This is a genomic window from Amylibacter sp. SFDW26, from assembly GCF_009184395.1.
In the GTDB taxonomy this organism is placed as follows: Bacteria; Pseudomonadota; Alphaproteobacteria; order Rhodobacterales; family Rhodobacteraceae; genus Amylibacter.
Genome location: NZ_WEIC01000002.1, coordinates 343,591 through 359,287, shown reverse-complemented (window position 1 = coordinate 359,287; position 15,697 = coordinate 343,591). Strand labels below are relative to the sequence as shown.

Here is a 15,697-nt window from a genome sequence, read left to right as displayed (position 1 = left end):
TTAAAACGCGTTGTATGGTATCATTAATGCTGCTAGGAAGTTTCGGAATTCTATTACGGAGCATTAGAAATGGCTGAAGAAGAAAAAGCAGCGGCAGCAAGCGAAGAGCAACAAGCTCCGCGTATGCAAATCGTTAACCAATATATCCGCGATCTATCGTTTGAAAACGTAGCCGCACAAAAAAGCAGCAATTTATCAGCTCAGCCAGACATCAGTGTTCAGGTGAACTTGGATGCGCGTAAAGGCAACGAAACACAATACGAAGTTATCCAGAAACTAACAATTTCTGCAGTGAATGGCGAAGATACAATTTTTCTTCTGGAAATTGATTACGCTGGTATTTTCCGCATTGAAAATGTTCCAGAAGATCAACTGCACCCATTCCTAATGATCGAATGCCCACGCATGTTGTTCCCATTTGTACGTCGTATCGTACGTGACGTGACAGCAGACGGTGGTTTCCCACCATTGAACGTTGATAATATCGATTTCGTTCAGCTTTACCGCGCCGAATTGGCCCGCATGGCAGCAGAACAAACAGAGCCTGCTAACTAAGTTTATTCCAAAGCGCATCTGATCCGAGTTTATCAATGAACTCTTGATGCGCTTTGGCTTCTTCTGCCGTCAGTTTTGAAGGCAATGGGTTTGAGCGCGGCACCACTGCCGCTGATCCACCCGCAGATTTTTGACCCGATACATCCCGACCCGCAACAACACTTAATGCAAAGTCTGGTTGGCGTCCGCCCACCAATTCTAAATACACCTCTGCCAAAATCTCTGAATCGAGCAAAGCGCCGTGTTTTTCGCGGGCAGAATTATCAATACCAAAACGGCGACATAGGGCATCCAATGAATTTTGCGCACCTGGGAATTTCTTACGTGCAATTTCCAACGTGTCCACAGATTGCGTCATTGGGATTGGGTCAATGCCAACCCATTGCAGTTCTGCATTGATAAATCGCATATCGAATTTCGCGTTATGCGCCACGATCTTTGCGTCACCAATAAAATCAAGGAAGTCTTGTGCGATAGATTTGAACAGTGGCTTATCCGCCAAAAATTCATCACCCAAACCGTGAACGGCAAAAGCTTCGGCTGGCATAGAACGTTCTGGATTGATGTATTGGTGGTAAACCTTGCCTGTTGGCATGTGATTCAGCAGCTCAACCGCCCCAATTTCCACCAAACGGTCACCGCTTTGTGGATCAAACCCCGTTGTTTCTGTATCCCAGACGATTTCACGCATTTGGCAGCTCACCGATTAATTGTTTAATCAGAGTATGAACATCTGCACGTGTTTGATCCAGTGTTTTCGTTTCAATGATAAAATCTGCGCGTTCGCGTTTTTCGGCATCGGGCAATTGTTTGCTAGATATCATTTTGAAAACCTCTTCGGTCATACCTTTGCGCGCCATAACCCTTTTGCGCTGTGTGTCAGAATCAACCGAAACCACCAAAACACCATCCAACCATTCTTGTGCACCTGTTTCATACAACAACGGGATATCTACCACTGCCAATTTCAAACCATGCTGTTTGCACGCATCCACAAAGGCTTGGCGGTGCATACGAATAGCGGGATGTACGATTTTTTCCAATTGTGGGAATAGGGTTTTGTCCGCCTGCAAAAGATCGCGTAAAACATCACGGTTCACACCATCTGCTGTTACTGCAATAGGGGCAAGCTCTGCGATCTGTTCAATAGTTTCAGTGTGATCTGTATAAAGCTCATGAACGGCTGCATCTGCATCCCAAACCGCAATGCCCGCATCGCGGAACATTTCTGCCGTTGTAGATTTTCCCATCCCAATAGAACCTGTCAGGCCAAGAACATATAGATCGCTCATGCTGATAGTACCTTTTCACGCAAAACATCATCCACTGTTGGGCGCGTGCCAAACCATGCCTCAAACCCCGGAACGGCTTGGTGTAATAACATGCCAATCCCATCTACAGTCATAAGCCCAAGTGATTTGGCCTGTTTCAGTAAATCCGTTTCAAGCGGGTTATAAACAATATCTGTGACCAACGCTGTTTTTGGCAATGCTGAAATATCCAACACCAAATCGGGCTGCCCCACCATTCCAAGCGATGTGGTGTTCACCAATGTCTGAGTGTCGGCCAAAACATTACCAACATCATCCATTGTAATCGCGGTCACATGATCACCAAAGAAATCTGCAAGTGTCTGTGCCTTGGCTTGTGTTCTGTTAGCAATCACCACAGATGGCGCGCCCTCTTGTAGCAAAGAATAGATAATCGCACGCGCAGCGCCGCCTGCGCCCAATACCAATGCGGGGCCAAGCTTGGCATCCCATTTTGGGGCCAGCTGTTTCAGATTGCTGATAAACCCAACGCCGTCTGTGTTGTCCGCATGAATTTTATCGTCTTTGAAAACCAAAGTGTTCGATGCGCCAATTGCTTTCGCGCGATCGGATACCACATCTGCCATCGCCAAAGCCGCCTCTTTATGCGGGATCGTCACATTACACCCGCGGTAGCCATCAGCGATCAGGCTTTGAATATCTTTTTCAAAATTCGCAGGTTCAATTGCGATTTTTTCATAGCTGCCTGAAATACCGTTCTGTTCCAGCCAATGCCCATGAATGATCGGCGACTTGCTTTGTTCAATCGGCCAACCAACCACACCCGCTTTTTTAAATGTCTCGCCCATCAGTTATCCAATACTCCGCGTGTGCGTAAAAATCCTAGGACTTCTAATAACGGTATTCCAAGAATTGTGAAGTAATCCCCTTGGATGCGGGTGAACAGCTGCGCGCCCTCTTCCTCTAATTTATAACACCCAACAGAGCTAAGAATGTTTTCGCCGTTTCGATCTAAATACCCATCCAGATATTCGTCAGAAAAATCACGCATGATAAGTTGTGCGCGTCCGATTTGGCGCCAAACAGGTTTACCATCTTCGAAAATCACTACGGCAGACATCAATTGATGGGCCTTGCCGCGCAATGACATCAGTTTTTCGCGGGCTGCATCCAAACTATCAATTTTTTCATAAATCAGTTTGTCGCAAACCAAAATTTGATCGCAACCAATCACCAAGCTTTCTGGATGTTTTGCTGCAACCCGTGCCGCTTTGTATTCCGCAAGCGTATCCACCACGTCGTGTGGTTTCGCATTCTCTTGCCATAAAGACGCAATAATTGCCGCTTCATCAATGCGGGCAATCTGCACATCGAAAGTTACACCTGCATTTTTCAAAAGGTTCGCGCGGATTTCAGATCCTGATGCCAGTATTACAGAGGTCACACATCATCCTTAAAAGCTTGTGCAGAAATATCCCTAAGGGCTGTGCATAACTTGTACATTAAAATCGCGAGAAGTTAATAGAATTCACAGTTTTTTAAGATTTCGGGAAAACCTGATATTTTAAACCCGTTCTCCAATTTTTTACCCACAACCTATAACTTCCCAATCTATGGTGTGGATTATGTGTATAAATTATCTATCCTCATGTTTTCCACAAGCTTTATTTTTATAAACCATTGATATTAAACATTAAAATTGAATGCTGTATAATTTATCTTTGTAATACTTGATTTATATTTCCAGTGGATATTAATTTTATCCCTGCGTTCCAGTGTCCCTACATCAAACAACTACCTTTCTATATATATTATATATTATAGGGTTCTATAAAACGGATCGAGAGATATGACTGATATACTAAGCACCCTATACCCATGGATCAAAACACTTCACATTTTGGCCGTTATCTCTTGGATGGCAGGTATGCTCTATCTTCCACGGTTATTCGTATATCACGTAGAAACAAAGCCAGAGTATTTTAATCCCAAAGAAACAGTGGAGAAGTGGGAATTACTTCTTTTAAGACGAATTATAAATCCTGCAATGATAGTTACTTGGATATGCGGTCTATTATTGGTTTCAACACCTGGTATCATAGATTGGTCACAAGGCTGGCCTTGGGTAAAGGCTGCAATGGTTATTTTAATGTCTGCCTTTCATGGCTGGTTGTCAAAAGAGCGAAAGTTATTAGCAAAGGGTCAACCACGTTTAAGTGGTAAAGGTTACAGAATTGCTAACGAAGTACCGACACTTTTGATGATTATCATTGTGGTCATGGTTATCGCCCGCCCATTTTAATTTTGACTCTTTTTGGAAATTACGTTTAAAGAAACCAACAGCTTGGTGTCCCCCACCGTTTATAAGCTTTTTCTAAACATATATCTGCAAACACACGCGAGACATCCGTTATGACAGAACAGACGATTAGCCTTTCAGAATTGAAAGCAAAAAGCCCTGCAAATCTTTTAAAACTTGCCGAAGAGCTGGATATCGAAAACGCATCAACAATGCGCAAAGGCGATATGATGTTCGCAATCTTAAAAGAGATGGCAGAAGAAGGATCGGAAATTGTTGGCGATGGTGTTCTTGAAGTTCTCCAAGACGGGTTCGGATTTTTACGCTCTCCAGAAGCAAATTATCTGCCAGGTCCCGAAGATATTTATGTAAGCCCTACACAAATTCGCAAATATTCTTTGCGCACGGGTGATACAGTCGAAGGTGTGATCCAAGCCCCGAATGAGGGTGAGCGTTATTTTGGTCTTACAAAAGCAATTTCTATTAACTTTAGTGATCCAGAAGATGCGAAACACAAAGTTCACTTTGACAACCTAACACCGCTTTATCCTGATGAGCGTCTGAATATGGAAATCGAAGATCCGACCATAAAAGATAAATCAGCGCGTGTAATCGATTTGGTATCCCCAATTGGTAAAGGTCAGCGTTCTTTGATTGTGGCGCCACCACGGACTGGTAAAACAGTAATCCTGCAAAACATTGCGAACTCTATCGAGAAAAACCACCCTGAGTGTTACTTAATCGTTCTTCTGATTGATGAACGTCCAGAAGAAGTTACAGACATGCAGCGTTCTGTGAAGGGTGAGGTTGTATCCTCTACATTCGATGAACCTGCCACACGTCACGTAGCCGTGTCTGAAATGGTGATCGAAAAAGCCAAACGCCTTGTGGAACACAAACGTGATGTTGTGATCCTTCTTGATTCCATCACACGTCTTGGTCGTGCCTTCAACACTGTGGTACCATCTTCTGGTAAAGTGCTTACAGGTGGTGTGGATGCAAATGCATTACAACGCCCAAAACGTTTCTTTGGTGCGGCACGTAATATCGAAGAAGGCGGGTCATTAACCATTGTTGCGACCGCTCTGATCGATACAGGATCACGTATGGACGAAGTTATCTTTGAGGAATTCAAAGGCACAGGTAACTCTGAGATTGTTCTGGATCGTAAGATTGCAGACAAACGTGTGTTCCCAGCGATTGATATTCTGAAATCTGGTACACGTAAGGAAGACTTACTTGTGGATCAGGTTGATCTTGCAAAAACATTCGTTCTGCGTCGTATCCTTAATCCAATGGGCACAACAGATGCGATCGAATTCTTGTTAGGTAAATTGAAACAGACGAAGACAAACTCTGAATTCTTCGATTCTATGAACACCTAAACCCCTTATAAACGGGTTCTAAAATGTCTGATACGATTTTTGCATTGGCAACCGCAAAGGGCCGTGCGGGTGTTTCTGTCATCCGCATTTCTGGACCTGATGCTTTTACGGCTGCAGCGAAAATTTGCGGATCAGATATCCCTGCCCGCTCCCCTGTGGTGCGGAATTTAAAAGACGCAGATAATCAAACAATCGACGAAGCACTGGTTTTGGGCTTCAAAGGCCCTGCCAGCTTTACGGGCGAAGATGTGATTGAGCTGCAATGCCATGGCAGCGTGGCTGTGGTGGCCTCTGTTTTGAAAACTTTGTCTTCTTACGAAAATTGCCGTCTGGCAGAAGCGGGTGAATTCACCAGACGGGCGCTTACAAACAACCGCTTGGATTTATCCCAAGTCGAAGGTTTGGGTGATCTGATCGAAGCGGAAACTGAAGCCCAACAAAAACAAGCATTATTGGTGATGCAAGGCGGCCTGTCCAATAAGGTTGAAGATTGGCGCAAAGACCTGATACGCGCTGTAGCGCTTATTGAGGCGACGATAGATTTTGCAGATGAAGACATCCCTCAAGATGTCTCACCGGAGGTCAGCGAGCTTTTAAATGGCGTTCTGGAGGATCTTCAGCAGCAAATCGATGGCAGCTTTGCAGCGGAGCGTATTCGCGAAGGGTTTGAGGTGGCTATTGTTGGCCCACCGAATGCTGGGAAGTCTACGCTTTTGAATACGCTTGCAGGTCGTGATGCTGCTATTACATCCGAAGTTGCTGGCACAACACGCGATGTGATTGAGGTGCGGATGGATCTTGGTGGTTTGCCCGTGACCCTTTTGGATACGGCAGGTTTGCGTGAAACAAATGACACCGTGGAAAGCATCGGCATTGATCGCGCTATTGATCGCGCGCAGCGTGCCGACATCCGTGTCTTTTTGAACGAAGACGTAGGTGATCCTACATTTGGTCTTACGCCAGCGGAAAACGATCTGCGGGTTTGGTCTAAGTCCGATCTTATGGGTCAACGTGACGGATTAAATATTTCATCACTCACAGGAGATGGAATCGATACGCTTGTGCGCGAAGTTTCTGGGATTCTTGAAAAGAAATCTTCGAATGCTATGGCGGCGACACATGAGCGCCATCGCGTAGCACTTTTACAGGCATCCGAGTATATTTTCGAAGGAAAATCAATAATATCAAAGGGTTATGAGTTTTCAGAGCTGGCAGCGGCAGAAATTCACCAAGGCATATACGCTTTGAATTCCCTTATTGGTCGAGTTGATGTAGAACACATACTCGATGAGATTTTTTCCAGCTTTTGTCTGGGTAAATAAACCCCTTATTTAGGATTGTTTCACGTGAAACATTACGACGTAATTGTAATCGGTGGCGGACACGCGGGTGCGGATGCAGCACAGGCCGCGTGGCGTGCGGGCGCGAAAACCGCCCTGATCACCCATAAGTTTTCCACCATCGGCGAGATGTCTTGTAACCCTGCGATTGGCGGCCTTGGTAAGGGCCACTTGGTGCGCGAAATCGATGCGCTTGACGGTGTCATGGGTCGCGTTGCTGATAAGGCAGGTATCCAGTTTCGCATGCTTAACCGCCGTAAAGGACCAGCTGTTCAAGGGCCGCGTACCCAAGCAGACCGTGCATTGTACCGTGCTGCGATGCAAGAAGAGTTTAAAAACACAGATGGTTTGGATGTGATCGAAGCGGAAGTCGCTGATCTTATTCAAGCAGATGATGTTGTTTCTGGTGTCATTTTAAAAGACGGATCAGAGGTTAAAGCGGGTGCTGTTGTGCTAACAACAGGCACATTCTTGCGTGGTGTGATCCATGTGGGCGATGTTGCGACCCCGGGTGGGCGCATGGGCGACGCCCCTGCTATTCCTTTGGCAGAGCGCCTTGATGGGTTCAATTTACCGATGGGGCGTTTGAAAACGGGCACCCCCCCGCGTCTTGATGGTCGTACGATCAATTGGGAAGGTTTGGAAACACAGCCAGCGGATGATGATCCTGTGTTGTTTTCGTTCCTGCATAAGAAAGCATTTGTGGATCAAGTAGAGTGTGGAATCACCCACACAAATGCGAAAACCCATGAAATTATAGAAAAAAACCTATCGCGCTCTGCGATGTATGGCGGGCATATTGATGGTGTAGGCCCACGTTATTGCCCGTCTATCGAAGATAAGATTGTACGGTTTGCAGATAAAGATTCGCATCAGATTTTCCTAGAACCTGAAGGTTTGAACGATCACACGATCTATCCAAACGGTATTTCCACATCTTTGCCTGTTGATGTGCAAGAGGCCTATGTGACGTCTATTGTGGGTTTGGAGAATGTGAAAATCCTGCAACCGGGCTATGCGATTGAATATGATTACATTGATCCCCGCGCGCTGAAGGCAACTTTGGAATTGAAAGATGTGCCAGGTCTTTATCTGGCTGGCCAAATAAATGGTACCACAGGATATGAAGAAGCAGCCGCCCAAGGCTTGGTTGCTGGCCTGAATGCGGCGCGTAAAGTGTTGGGTAATGAGCCCGTCTATTTTGACCGCGCAGAGGCATATATTGGGGTTATGATCGATGATCTTACTACCCGTGGTGTCACAGAGCCGTATCGTATGTTTACATCGCGTGCCGAATATCGCCTGTCTTTGCGGGCGGATAATGCCGATCAGCGCCTGACAAAGAAGGGTATTGAGGTTGGCTTGGTGAAAGAAGCGCGCAAAACGGCCTTTGAAACCAAGATGGAAAAACTTCATTTAGCCAATGATATGTTGTCTGATAAATCACTGTCACCGACCGAGGCTGCCAAATATGACATCAAGATCAATAAGGACGGCGTAAAACGTAAGGCGTTGGATTTGTTGTCCTTTAAGGACATTGATTTGGGTGTTTTATCGAAAATATGGCCTGAGTTGGCTGATTTGGACGATGAAATCGCCCAACAGGTGGAAAAAGACGCGATGTATGTCCATTACATTGATCGCCAGAAAAACGATGTGGCGGCGATGCGCCGTGATGAAAACCTGAAAATACCGGAAGGTTTTTCTTATAAAGGGATTCCAGGGCTTTCTAATGAATTGCAGCAAAAATTAACCACAGTTCAGCCCTCTACGCTTGCACAGGCTGGTCGTATTGATGGGATGACCCCTGCTGCATTAACGCTTTTGCTTGGAAAGATTAGGCTTGCTCAGTCTAAAAAGCGCGCATGATATCTGAAAGTGCTGCTAAATCTATTTTGCTTGATGATCTAAATGTTTCACGTGAAACAATGGCAGATCTGGAAAAACTGGCTGAGTTGCTGGTGAAATGGAATAAAACTATCAATTTGGTTAGCAAATCGACAATAGATGAGCTGTGGGCGCGGCATATCCTCGATTCTGCACAGGTATGGGCGTATCGGCCTGAAAATGTCGAAAATTGGGTGGATTTAGGGTCTGGTGGCGGCTTTCCGGCCTTGGTTTTGGCAATTATAGCCAAACATCAGGCGCCAGATATGGAATTTCACATGATTGAAAGCGATGCGCGCAAATGTGCGTTTTTGCGAAATGTTTCACGTGAAACATCTTTAAACACCACTGTTCATACGTGCCGTATTGAAAATGCACCTGAAATAAACGCAGATGTTGTTTCGGCACGGGCATTAGCATCCGTAGATAAACTACTGGAAATGTCAGGAAAATTTTTAAAACAGGACGCTTTTTGCCTGTTCTTGAAAGGCCAAGGGTGTGCTATTGAAGTAAAAAACGCACAAGAATCGTGGCGGTTTCAGTCAGAGACAACGAAAAGTATCTCTGATTCCGCAGGCGAAATTCTGAAAATCTGGAATATTGACCGTGTCTGAGCAGGAAAAAGTGGCAAAAAGCCCTAAAATCATATCTGTAGCCAACCAAAAGGGTGGTGTTGGTAAAACTACGACTGCAATCAATTTGGGCGCAGCATTGGCGCTTTCTGGGCGTAAATGCTTGATAATTGACTTTGATCCGCAAGGAAATGCCTCTACTGGGCTTGGTGTGGACGCGAAAAGCCGCAAAGTTACGATGTATGATGTTTTGGTTGAGGAAATGCCGATTTATGATTGTATTGTCGAAACAGGCATTGAAAACCTGTATCTTGCGCCATCTACAACTGATTTAAGCTCTGCTGACGTTGAGTTGGTTGATGATCGACGCAGAATTTTGCGCCTGAAAGAATCCATTGCTAGTGCACGATTAGAACAGTCGGGCATTGAATATGTTATTATCGATTGCCCGCCGTCGCTGAACTTGTTGACGTTGAACGCCCTTGCCGCCAGTAATTCTGTGCTGGTGCCATTGCAGTGCGAGTTTTTTGCGTTGGAAGGCTTGTCTCAGCTTATGTTAACTGTGCGTGAAGTGCGCGACAACTTGAATAAAACCCTTGTTTTTGAAGGGGTTGTACTGACCATGCACGATAAGCGTAATAATCTATCTGGTCAGGTAGAGCGTGATGTGCGTGAAAACCTAGGTGCATTGGTTTATGAGACGATTGTTCCTAGAAACGTACGTTTGAGTGAAGCGCCATCTTATGGGCTGCCTGGTATCTTGTATGACAAGTCAAGCAGGGGTAGCATTGCCTATAGACGACTGGCGGCTGAGTTTGTGCGCCGTGAAAACAGTAAAAAACCATCTAAGCCATTGGAATTAAAAGAAAAATGAGTAGAAAACCAGAAAAAAGAGGTCTTGGCCGCGGTTTATCGGCTTTGATGGCAGATATTGAGCCAGAAGTGAGTGCTGAAAACGAGCCATCCAGCACAAATACAGCTGTAAAGTCAGATATTGTGGTTCCGATTGAAAAGGTCAGACCAAACCCTGATCAGCCACGTCAAGATTTTGGCCAAAAAGAGCTGGAAGAGTTGGCATCTTCGATTTCTGAGAAGGGTGTGATTCAGCCAATTATCGTTCGGACAGACCCAAAAGACGAAAATCTGTACCAAATCATCGCTGGAGAGCGTCGCTGGAGGGCCTCTCAGATCGCGCTCGTGCATGATATACCGATTATTATCCGCGAGATGGACGACACAGAGGTGTTAGAAGTCGCAATTATCGAGAATGTGCAGCGTTCTGACCTGAATCCAGTCGAAGAAGCGCTTGGTTTTCGCCAATTGATGGACAGTTATGGGCATACGCAGGAAAAATTAGCGAAAGCTTTGGGCAAGAGCCGCAGTCATATTGCGAATATTCTGCGTTTGTTGAGTTTGCCAGACGATGTTTTGGCATTGTTGCGGGCCGGGCAATTATCATCTGGTCATGCGCGGGCAATGGTTACGGCGGATAACCCGTCGAAATTAGCAGCTATGGTTGTGGCAAAAGGATTGTCTGTACGTGAAACGGAACGTTTGGTGCGTGCATCTGCGGATGCCGAATCGAAGCCAAAGAATGCTGCGCCGCGTAGAGAAAAAGACGCTGATACTGTTGTATTGGAAAATGATTTGGCTGCGAATTTGAATATGAAGGTTTCCATTGACCATAAAGATGGAACAGGCGGTGGTGGTATTACCATTTCATATAAATCTTTGGATCAGCTTGATGAGCTGTGCCAATTGTTATCGTCTAGACCTCTGGGCGGGTCCAAATAAAAGTTGCAACGCAGCATAATACGGCTGCTTGCAAACAAAGCGCCCACCATGCGACGCCTAAAAATAATGAAATGATAAAAGCTGCAGCAATACATGCTGTAGCTGAAATTTTTGCTGATCGTTTGATTGACCCGCTTCTTTGCCAATCATGAATAGGTGGGCCAAGGGTTTTGTGATTCATCAACCAGTCATGTGCCCTGTCGGATGACTTGGCAAAACAAATAGCAGCCAGCAACAAGAGTGGAACGGTTGGTAACAAAGGCAACACTACACCAATGATGCCGATGGCAACTGAAATCCAGCCAGCGATAAACCAAATGCCGCGCATTGTTTTCCGTTCAGGTTAACAGCTCTTTTAGAACTGAGTTTAAAATCATCCGTCCTTTGGATGTTGCGATAAGCCTATCATCCGTTTTTTGAACAAGATTTAAAGATGTAAGGTCATCAATTTTATTTGTATCTAATGCGCACCCTGACAAGGTTTTAAATCGCGCAAGGTCTGTGCCTTCGGATAGGCGCAGTGACATCATTAAGTATTCTTCGGCTTGATCTGTTTTGGAAATCTTATCCGTGATCACAAACGAAGATCCTTTGTTTTGAACTGTATTAAGCCAATCTTCGGGTGATCGCAGCGCTTCGGTTGCTTGTTTGATGCCATCATGTGTGATGCGCCCATGTGCGCCTGGGCCGATGCCAACGTAATCCCCGTAGCGCCAATAGATTAAATTGTGGCGCGACTCTGATCCTGCTTTTGCGTGGTTTGAAACCTCATAGGCGTTTAGGCCAGCCGTTGCGCAAATGTCTTGGGTGGCTTGATACATATCAGCGGCCAATCCATCATCTGGTAGGCCCAAGAGTTTGCCTCTGTCATAAAGTTCGCCAAATCTGGTGCCGTTTTCAATTGTGAGCTGGTATAAAGAGAGGTGATCAATGGCTAATCCAAGGGCTTTGGTTAATTCAGCCTGCCAATCGGAAAGGGATTGATCTTGGCGGGCATAGATTAGATCAAAGCTAACACGTTTGAAGTTTTCTTTAGCAATATCAAAGGCTTGTATTGCTTCTGCTGCCGTATGAAGTCGCCCAAGGCGTTGTAGGTCACGATCGTTCAAGGCTTGGGCACCCATAGAGACGCGATTGATACCTGCTGTGTTAAAGGCGGCGAATTTGCCCGCTTCGATGGATGTGGGGTTTGCTTCTAAAGTGACCTCAACGTCATTTCCAATATGCCAGAGCTTGGCGACTTCATCAATGATGGCTCCTACAGTTTCTGGTGCCATCAGACTGGGTGTGCCGCCGCCAAAGAATATGGATTGAACAGAACGATCAGGCGTTAATAGTGCGGCGTGACGCAGTTCGGATAACAGCGCATCTTTCCATACAGAGTGGTCAATGTTTTGGCGTACGTGCGAATTGAAATCGCAATAGGGGCATTTGGATTGGCAAAAAGGCCAGTGGACATAAATGCCAAAGCCGCCATTTTGCCAATCTTCAGTCACTTAAACACTCTATGAGTTTGTTGAATGCATCCGCGCGATGGCTCATCGCGTGTTTTTCTGCTGGGTCCATTTCGCCGAATGTTTCCAACCTGCCCATGGGTTGGAAAATGGGATCGTAGCCAAATCCGTTTGCCCCGCGCATCGGCCAAACGATTGTGCCATCAACGGTGCCGCGGAAAATTTCATCGTGCCCATCTGGCCAAGCGATACACAGCACACATACGAAACGTGCTTTGTAGGGGCGATGCGCTCTTTTCGCTTCTAGCATGTTCCAGATTTTTTCCATGGCCATTGGAAAATCGCGACCATTAACTGTTTCGGCCCAATCTGCGGAATAAACACCAGGGGCGTTGCCCAATGATTTTATCTCGATACCGCTGTCATCTGATAAGGCTGGCAAGCCAGAGGATTTGGCGGCGAAATGTGCTTTGATGCGTGCGTTACCTTCGAATGTGTCTTCGGTTTCGGCCGGTTCTTCGAAGCCTAAGTCCCCTGCTGAAACGACGGATTTGCCAAAGGGTTTTAGCAACTCCGCAATTTCAATCAGTTTCCCTTTGTTATGGGATGCTAGAACTAGTTTTTCTTCGGTTAGTTTACGCATATTAAGATGTTGCTGCTTTTTGTGCTGCAACTAATGCGGCTGTGCCTTTTTCAGCCAAATCCATCAGCGCGTTGAATTCGTCGCGCGAGAATGTTGCGCCTTCGGCAGAGCCTTGGATTTCGATCAAGCCGTTGCTGTCTGTCATTACAAAGTTTGCATCTGTGCCAGCTTCGCTGTCTTCGGCATAGTCCAAATCCAAAACAGGTTGCCCACCGTAGATGCCACAGCTAACGGCAGCAACGTGACCCATCAATGGATCGTCTTTGATCAAGCCCTGCTCCATCAATCCGTTTACTGCCAAACGCAATGCGATCCAGCCACCTGTGATGGATGCACAGCGTGTGCCGCCGTCTGCCTGAATAACATCACAGTCGACTGTGATTTGACGCTCGCCTAATGCAACGCGGTCAACGCCCGCACGTAATGACCGACCGATCAACCGTTGGATTTCTTGTGTGCGGCCAGATTGTTTGCCTGCTGTTGCTTCGCGGCGGTTGCGTGTGTTTGTGGCGCCCGGCAACATTCCGTATTCGCCTGTGACCCAACCCAAACCGCTGTTGCGCATGAACGGTGGAACGCGCTCTTCGACAGATGCTGTACACAAAACATGTGTGTCGCCGCATTTGATCAGACATGATCCTTGGGCGTGTTTTGTGATGTTTGTTTCGACAACAATGCTGCGCATTTCGTCGGTGGCTCTGTTTGATGGGCGCATAGCTAAATTCCTTTTTTCAGAGTGATACCCGTTTGATCACAAAGGTGCAAAGGTCGATTGACCAATGTTGCTGCAAACAATAGAAATAACAGGCTTTAAACAGTGGAACGAACCCTTGGTTGATTTGCCTGTCAGTCCGATTGCCAATTTAAACGACCGTAGCCGCGAGGTTTTTCGGTTGTTGGTGGAATCGTATCTGGAAACGGGCGATCCTGTGGGGTCGCGCACATTGACCAGATCCCTGCAAGAACAAGTTTCTGCAGCGACAATTCGCAATGTTATGCAGGATTTAGAGTATCTGGGTTTGTTGGACAGCCCACATGTTTCCGCTGGCCGCATTCCAACGCAACAAGGATTGCGGATGTTTGTGGATGGCTTGTTAGAAGTGGGTGATCTGTCCAACCAAGAACGAAAACAAATCGAATCATCCATAGCACCAGAAGAAAATGAAATGGCTTCCATGTTGGATAAAGCTGGATCATTGCTGTCTGGGTTGACGCAAACGGCAAGTGTGGTTTTGGCACCCAAATCTGAAACGCCGATTAAACATATTGAATTTGTACCGCTTACAGCTGACCGTGCGATTGTAGTATTGGTTATGGTGGATGGTGAAGTTGAAAACCGTGTTTTCACACCGCCCCCTGGTCAAACACAATCGTCGATGCGTGAAGCGGCGAATTTTGTGAATTCGATTGTATCGGGTCACACGTTAAGTGAATTGCGTACAGTACTGGCGGCACAAATTGAAAAGCACCGCCGTGAATTGGATGTTTTGGCGCAAAGCCTGATTGAAGAAGGTGTTGCCAGCTGGTCATCCGATGATGGATCAGAGGCGCGTTTGATTGTGCGCGGACGCTCTAACCTGTTGGATGAGGCATCGACTCAGCAAGATTTGGATCGCATCAAAGAGCTGTTTGATGATCTGGAACAGAAGCGGGAAATCACCGAATTCTTGTCCTTATCCGAGCAAGGTGAGGGTGTGCGCATTTTTATTGGCTCAGAAAACAAATTATTTTCACTTTCGGGTAGCTCTTTGGTGGTTTCTCCTTATATGAACTCTGAACGGAAAATTATTGGCGCTGTCGGTGTTATTGGTCCGACACGTCTGAATTATGGTCGGATTGTTCCGATTGTTGATTATACTGCGCAACTGATGGGGCGCATGTTGTCGAAATAGGCACGAAGGCAAAGAAAATGGCTGACGAAAAACAAGAAGTAGAAGTAGAAGATAACGTGACTGAATTGAACTTGGACGATATCGAGGATTTTGAAGAAATCGATATCAGCGAAGAAGGCGTAGAGCTTTCTGAAAATGATGCACTGCGTCAAGAAAACGAAGAGTTGAAAGACCGTGTTATGCGTGCTTTGGCAGAGGCTGAAAACCAGCGGAAACGTGGCGAACGCAATCGCCGTGATGCCGAAGTTTATGGCGGTGCGCGTTTGGCGAAAGATATGCTGTCTGTTTATGACAACATGACACGTGCATTGGATACGATTGGTGATGAGCAGCGCGAAGCATCAAAAGCCTTGATCGAAGGTATCGAGCTGACACAGCGTGAATTGTTGAACGTGTTTAAGCAACATAAGATTGAAGCTGTATTGCCAGAGGTAGGTGATAAGTTTGATCCGCAAATCCACGAAGCAATGTTCGAAGCTCCTGTTCCAGATATCAAGGGCGGCCACATCATTCAGGTGATGAGCCAAGGCTTTATGATTGGTGATCGCCTGTTGCGCGCTGCCCAAGTTGGGGTATCATCCACTGTATAGCACAGAGGAATCGTT

18 protein-coding genes are annotated in these 15,697 nt (G+C 46.1%); 10 read left to right on the top strand and 8 right to left on the bottom strand.

Features of this window, described 5'->3' with window-relative positions; genetic code table 11:
• Positions 1–69: 69 nt before the first annotated feature.
• The gene (gene secB / locus F9L33_RS08010; protein WP_152142240.1) at positions 70–555 is read left to right on the top strand and encodes a protein-export chaperone SecB; all 486 of its coding nucleotides are present in this window, start codon (positions 70–72) and stop codon (positions 553–555) included.
• On the opposite strand, the gene dnaQ is transcribed toward secB, so the two are convergent.
• Genes dnaQ through F9L33_RS07990 form a run of 4 tightly spaced genes read right to left on the bottom strand, consistent with a single transcriptional unit; the run spans position 548 to position 3,270 of the window.
• Complete coding sequence (gene dnaQ / locus F9L33_RS08005; RefSeq protein WP_152142239.1) at positions 548–1,246, bottom strand: DNA polymerase III subunit epsilon; 699 nt, start codon at positions 1,244–1,246, stop codon at positions 548–550. The genes secB and dnaQ overlap by 8 nt on opposite strands.
• Entirely contained in the window at positions 1,239–1,847 is a 609-nt protein-coding gene (gene coaE / locus F9L33_RS08000; protein WP_152142238.1) for a dephospho-CoA kinase, read from the bottom strand. Before coaE ends, dnaQ begins: the two co-directional genes overlap by 8 nt.
• Entirely contained in the window at positions 1,844–2,674 is an 831-nt protein-coding gene (locus F9L33_RS07995; protein WP_152142237.1) for a shikimate dehydrogenase, read from the bottom strand. The genes coaE and F9L33_RS07995 overlap by 4 nt, the downstream gene beginning before the upstream one ends.
• Positions 2,674–3,270 (bottom strand): Maf family nucleotide pyrophosphatase, encoded by a 597-nt coding sequence (locus F9L33_RS07990; protein ID WP_152142236.1) that lies wholly within the window; start codon positions 3,268–3,270, stop codon positions 2,674–2,676. Before F9L33_RS07990 ends, F9L33_RS07995 begins: the two co-directional genes overlap by 1 nt.
• A 405-nt stretch (positions 3,271–3,675) precedes the next feature.
• Here F9L33_RS07990 and hemJ point away from each other — a divergent pair, with 405 nt between their 5' ends.
• The 7 genes from hemJ (at position 3,676) to F9L33_RS07955 (ending at position 11,103) form a co-directional block, all read left to right on the top strand.
• A complete protein-coding gene (gene hemJ / locus F9L33_RS07985; RefSeq protein WP_152142235.1) occupies positions 3,676–4,128 on the top strand; it encodes a protoporphyrinogen oxidase HemJ in 453 nt (150 codons plus the stop codon).
• 110 nt (positions 4,129–4,238) lie between these two features.
• Entirely contained in the window at positions 4,239–5,510 is a 1,272-nt protein-coding gene (rho, locus tag F9L33_RS07980) for a transcription termination factor Rho (protein ID WP_152142234.1), read from the top strand.
• Between the two features lie 23 nt (positions 5,511–5,533).
• A complete protein-coding gene (mnmE, locus tag F9L33_RS07975) occupies positions 5,534–6,832 on the top strand; it encodes a tRNA uridine-5-carboxymethylaminomethyl(34) synthesis GTPase MnmE (RefSeq protein WP_152142233.1) in 1,299 nt (432 codons plus the stop codon).
• A 15-nt stretch (positions 6,833–6,847) separates the two neighbouring features.
• On the top strand, positions 6,848–8,719 hold the full coding sequence (mnmG, locus tag F9L33_RS07970) for a tRNA uridine-5-carboxymethylaminomethyl(34) synthesis enzyme MnmG (protein WP_193221996.1): 1,872 nt from the start codon (positions 6,848–6,850) through the stop codon (positions 8,717–8,719).
• Positions 8,716–9,351 (top strand): 16S rRNA (guanine(527)-N(7))-methyltransferase RsmG, encoded by a 636-nt coding sequence (gene rsmG / locus F9L33_RS07965; RefSeq protein WP_152142231.1) that lies wholly within the window; start codon positions 8,716–8,718, stop codon positions 9,349–9,351. The genes mnmG and rsmG overlap by 4 nt, the downstream gene beginning before the upstream one ends.
• Complete coding sequence (locus F9L33_RS07960) at positions 9,344–10,183, top strand: ParA family protein (protein ID WP_152142230.1); 840 nt, start codon at positions 9,344–9,346, stop codon at positions 10,181–10,183. Before rsmG ends, F9L33_RS07960 begins: the two co-directional genes overlap by 8 nt.
• Positions 10,180–11,103 (top strand): ParB/RepB/Spo0J family partition protein, encoded by a 924-nt coding sequence (locus tag F9L33_RS07955; protein ID WP_152142229.1) that lies wholly within the window; start codon positions 10,180–10,182, stop codon positions 11,101–11,103. Before F9L33_RS07960 ends, F9L33_RS07955 begins: the two co-directional genes overlap by 4 nt.
• On the opposite strand, the gene F9L33_RS07950 is transcribed toward F9L33_RS07955, so the two are convergent.
• The 4 genes from F9L33_RS07950 to rph are packed head-to-tail and all read right to left on the bottom strand — an operon-like array spanning position 11,078 to position 13,915.
• Positions 11,078–11,431 carry a YbaN family protein gene (locus F9L33_RS07950; RefSeq protein ID WP_152142228.1) on the bottom strand — a complete coding sequence of 118 codons (354 nt, stop codon included), beginning with the start codon at positions 11,429–11,431 and terminating at the stop codon, positions 11,078–11,080. The two genes, F9L33_RS07955 and F9L33_RS07950, sit on opposite strands and share 26 nt — an antisense overlap.
• Before the next feature lie 10 nt (positions 11,432–11,441).
• On the bottom strand, positions 11,442–12,599 hold the full coding sequence (hemW, locus tag F9L33_RS07945; protein WP_152142227.1) for a radical SAM family heme chaperone HemW: 1,158 nt from the start codon (positions 12,597–12,599) through the stop codon (positions 11,442–11,444).
• Complete coding sequence (gene rdgB, locus F9L33_RS07940; RefSeq protein WP_152142226.1) at positions 12,592–13,200, bottom strand: RdgB/HAM1 family non-canonical purine NTP pyrophosphatase; 609 nt, start codon at positions 13,198–13,200, stop codon at positions 12,592–12,594. The genes hemW and rdgB overlap by 8 nt, the downstream gene beginning before the upstream one ends.
• A gap of 1 nt (position 13,201) precedes the next feature.
• Entirely contained in the window at positions 13,202–13,915 is a 714-nt protein-coding gene (gene rph, locus F9L33_RS07935; RefSeq protein ID WP_152142225.1) for a ribonuclease PH, read from the bottom strand.
• Positions 13,916–13,979: 64 nt separating this feature from the next.
• On the opposite strand from rph, the gene hrcA reads away from it, so the two are divergent.
• Both hrcA and grpE read left to right on the top strand, forming a co-directional pair.
• Positions 13,980–15,092, top strand: coding sequence for a heat-inducible transcriptional repressor HrcA (gene hrcA, locus F9L33_RS07930; RefSeq protein WP_152142224.1), 1,113 nt, complete (start codon positions 13,980–13,982; stop codon positions 15,090–15,092).
• Between the two features lie 17 nt (positions 15,093–15,109).
• Positions 15,110–15,682 (top strand): nucleotide exchange factor GrpE, encoded by a 573-nt coding sequence (gene grpE / locus F9L33_RS07925; RefSeq protein ID WP_152142223.1) that lies wholly within the window; start codon positions 15,110–15,112, stop codon positions 15,680–15,682.
• Positions 15,683–15,697 lie beyond the last annotated feature (15 nt).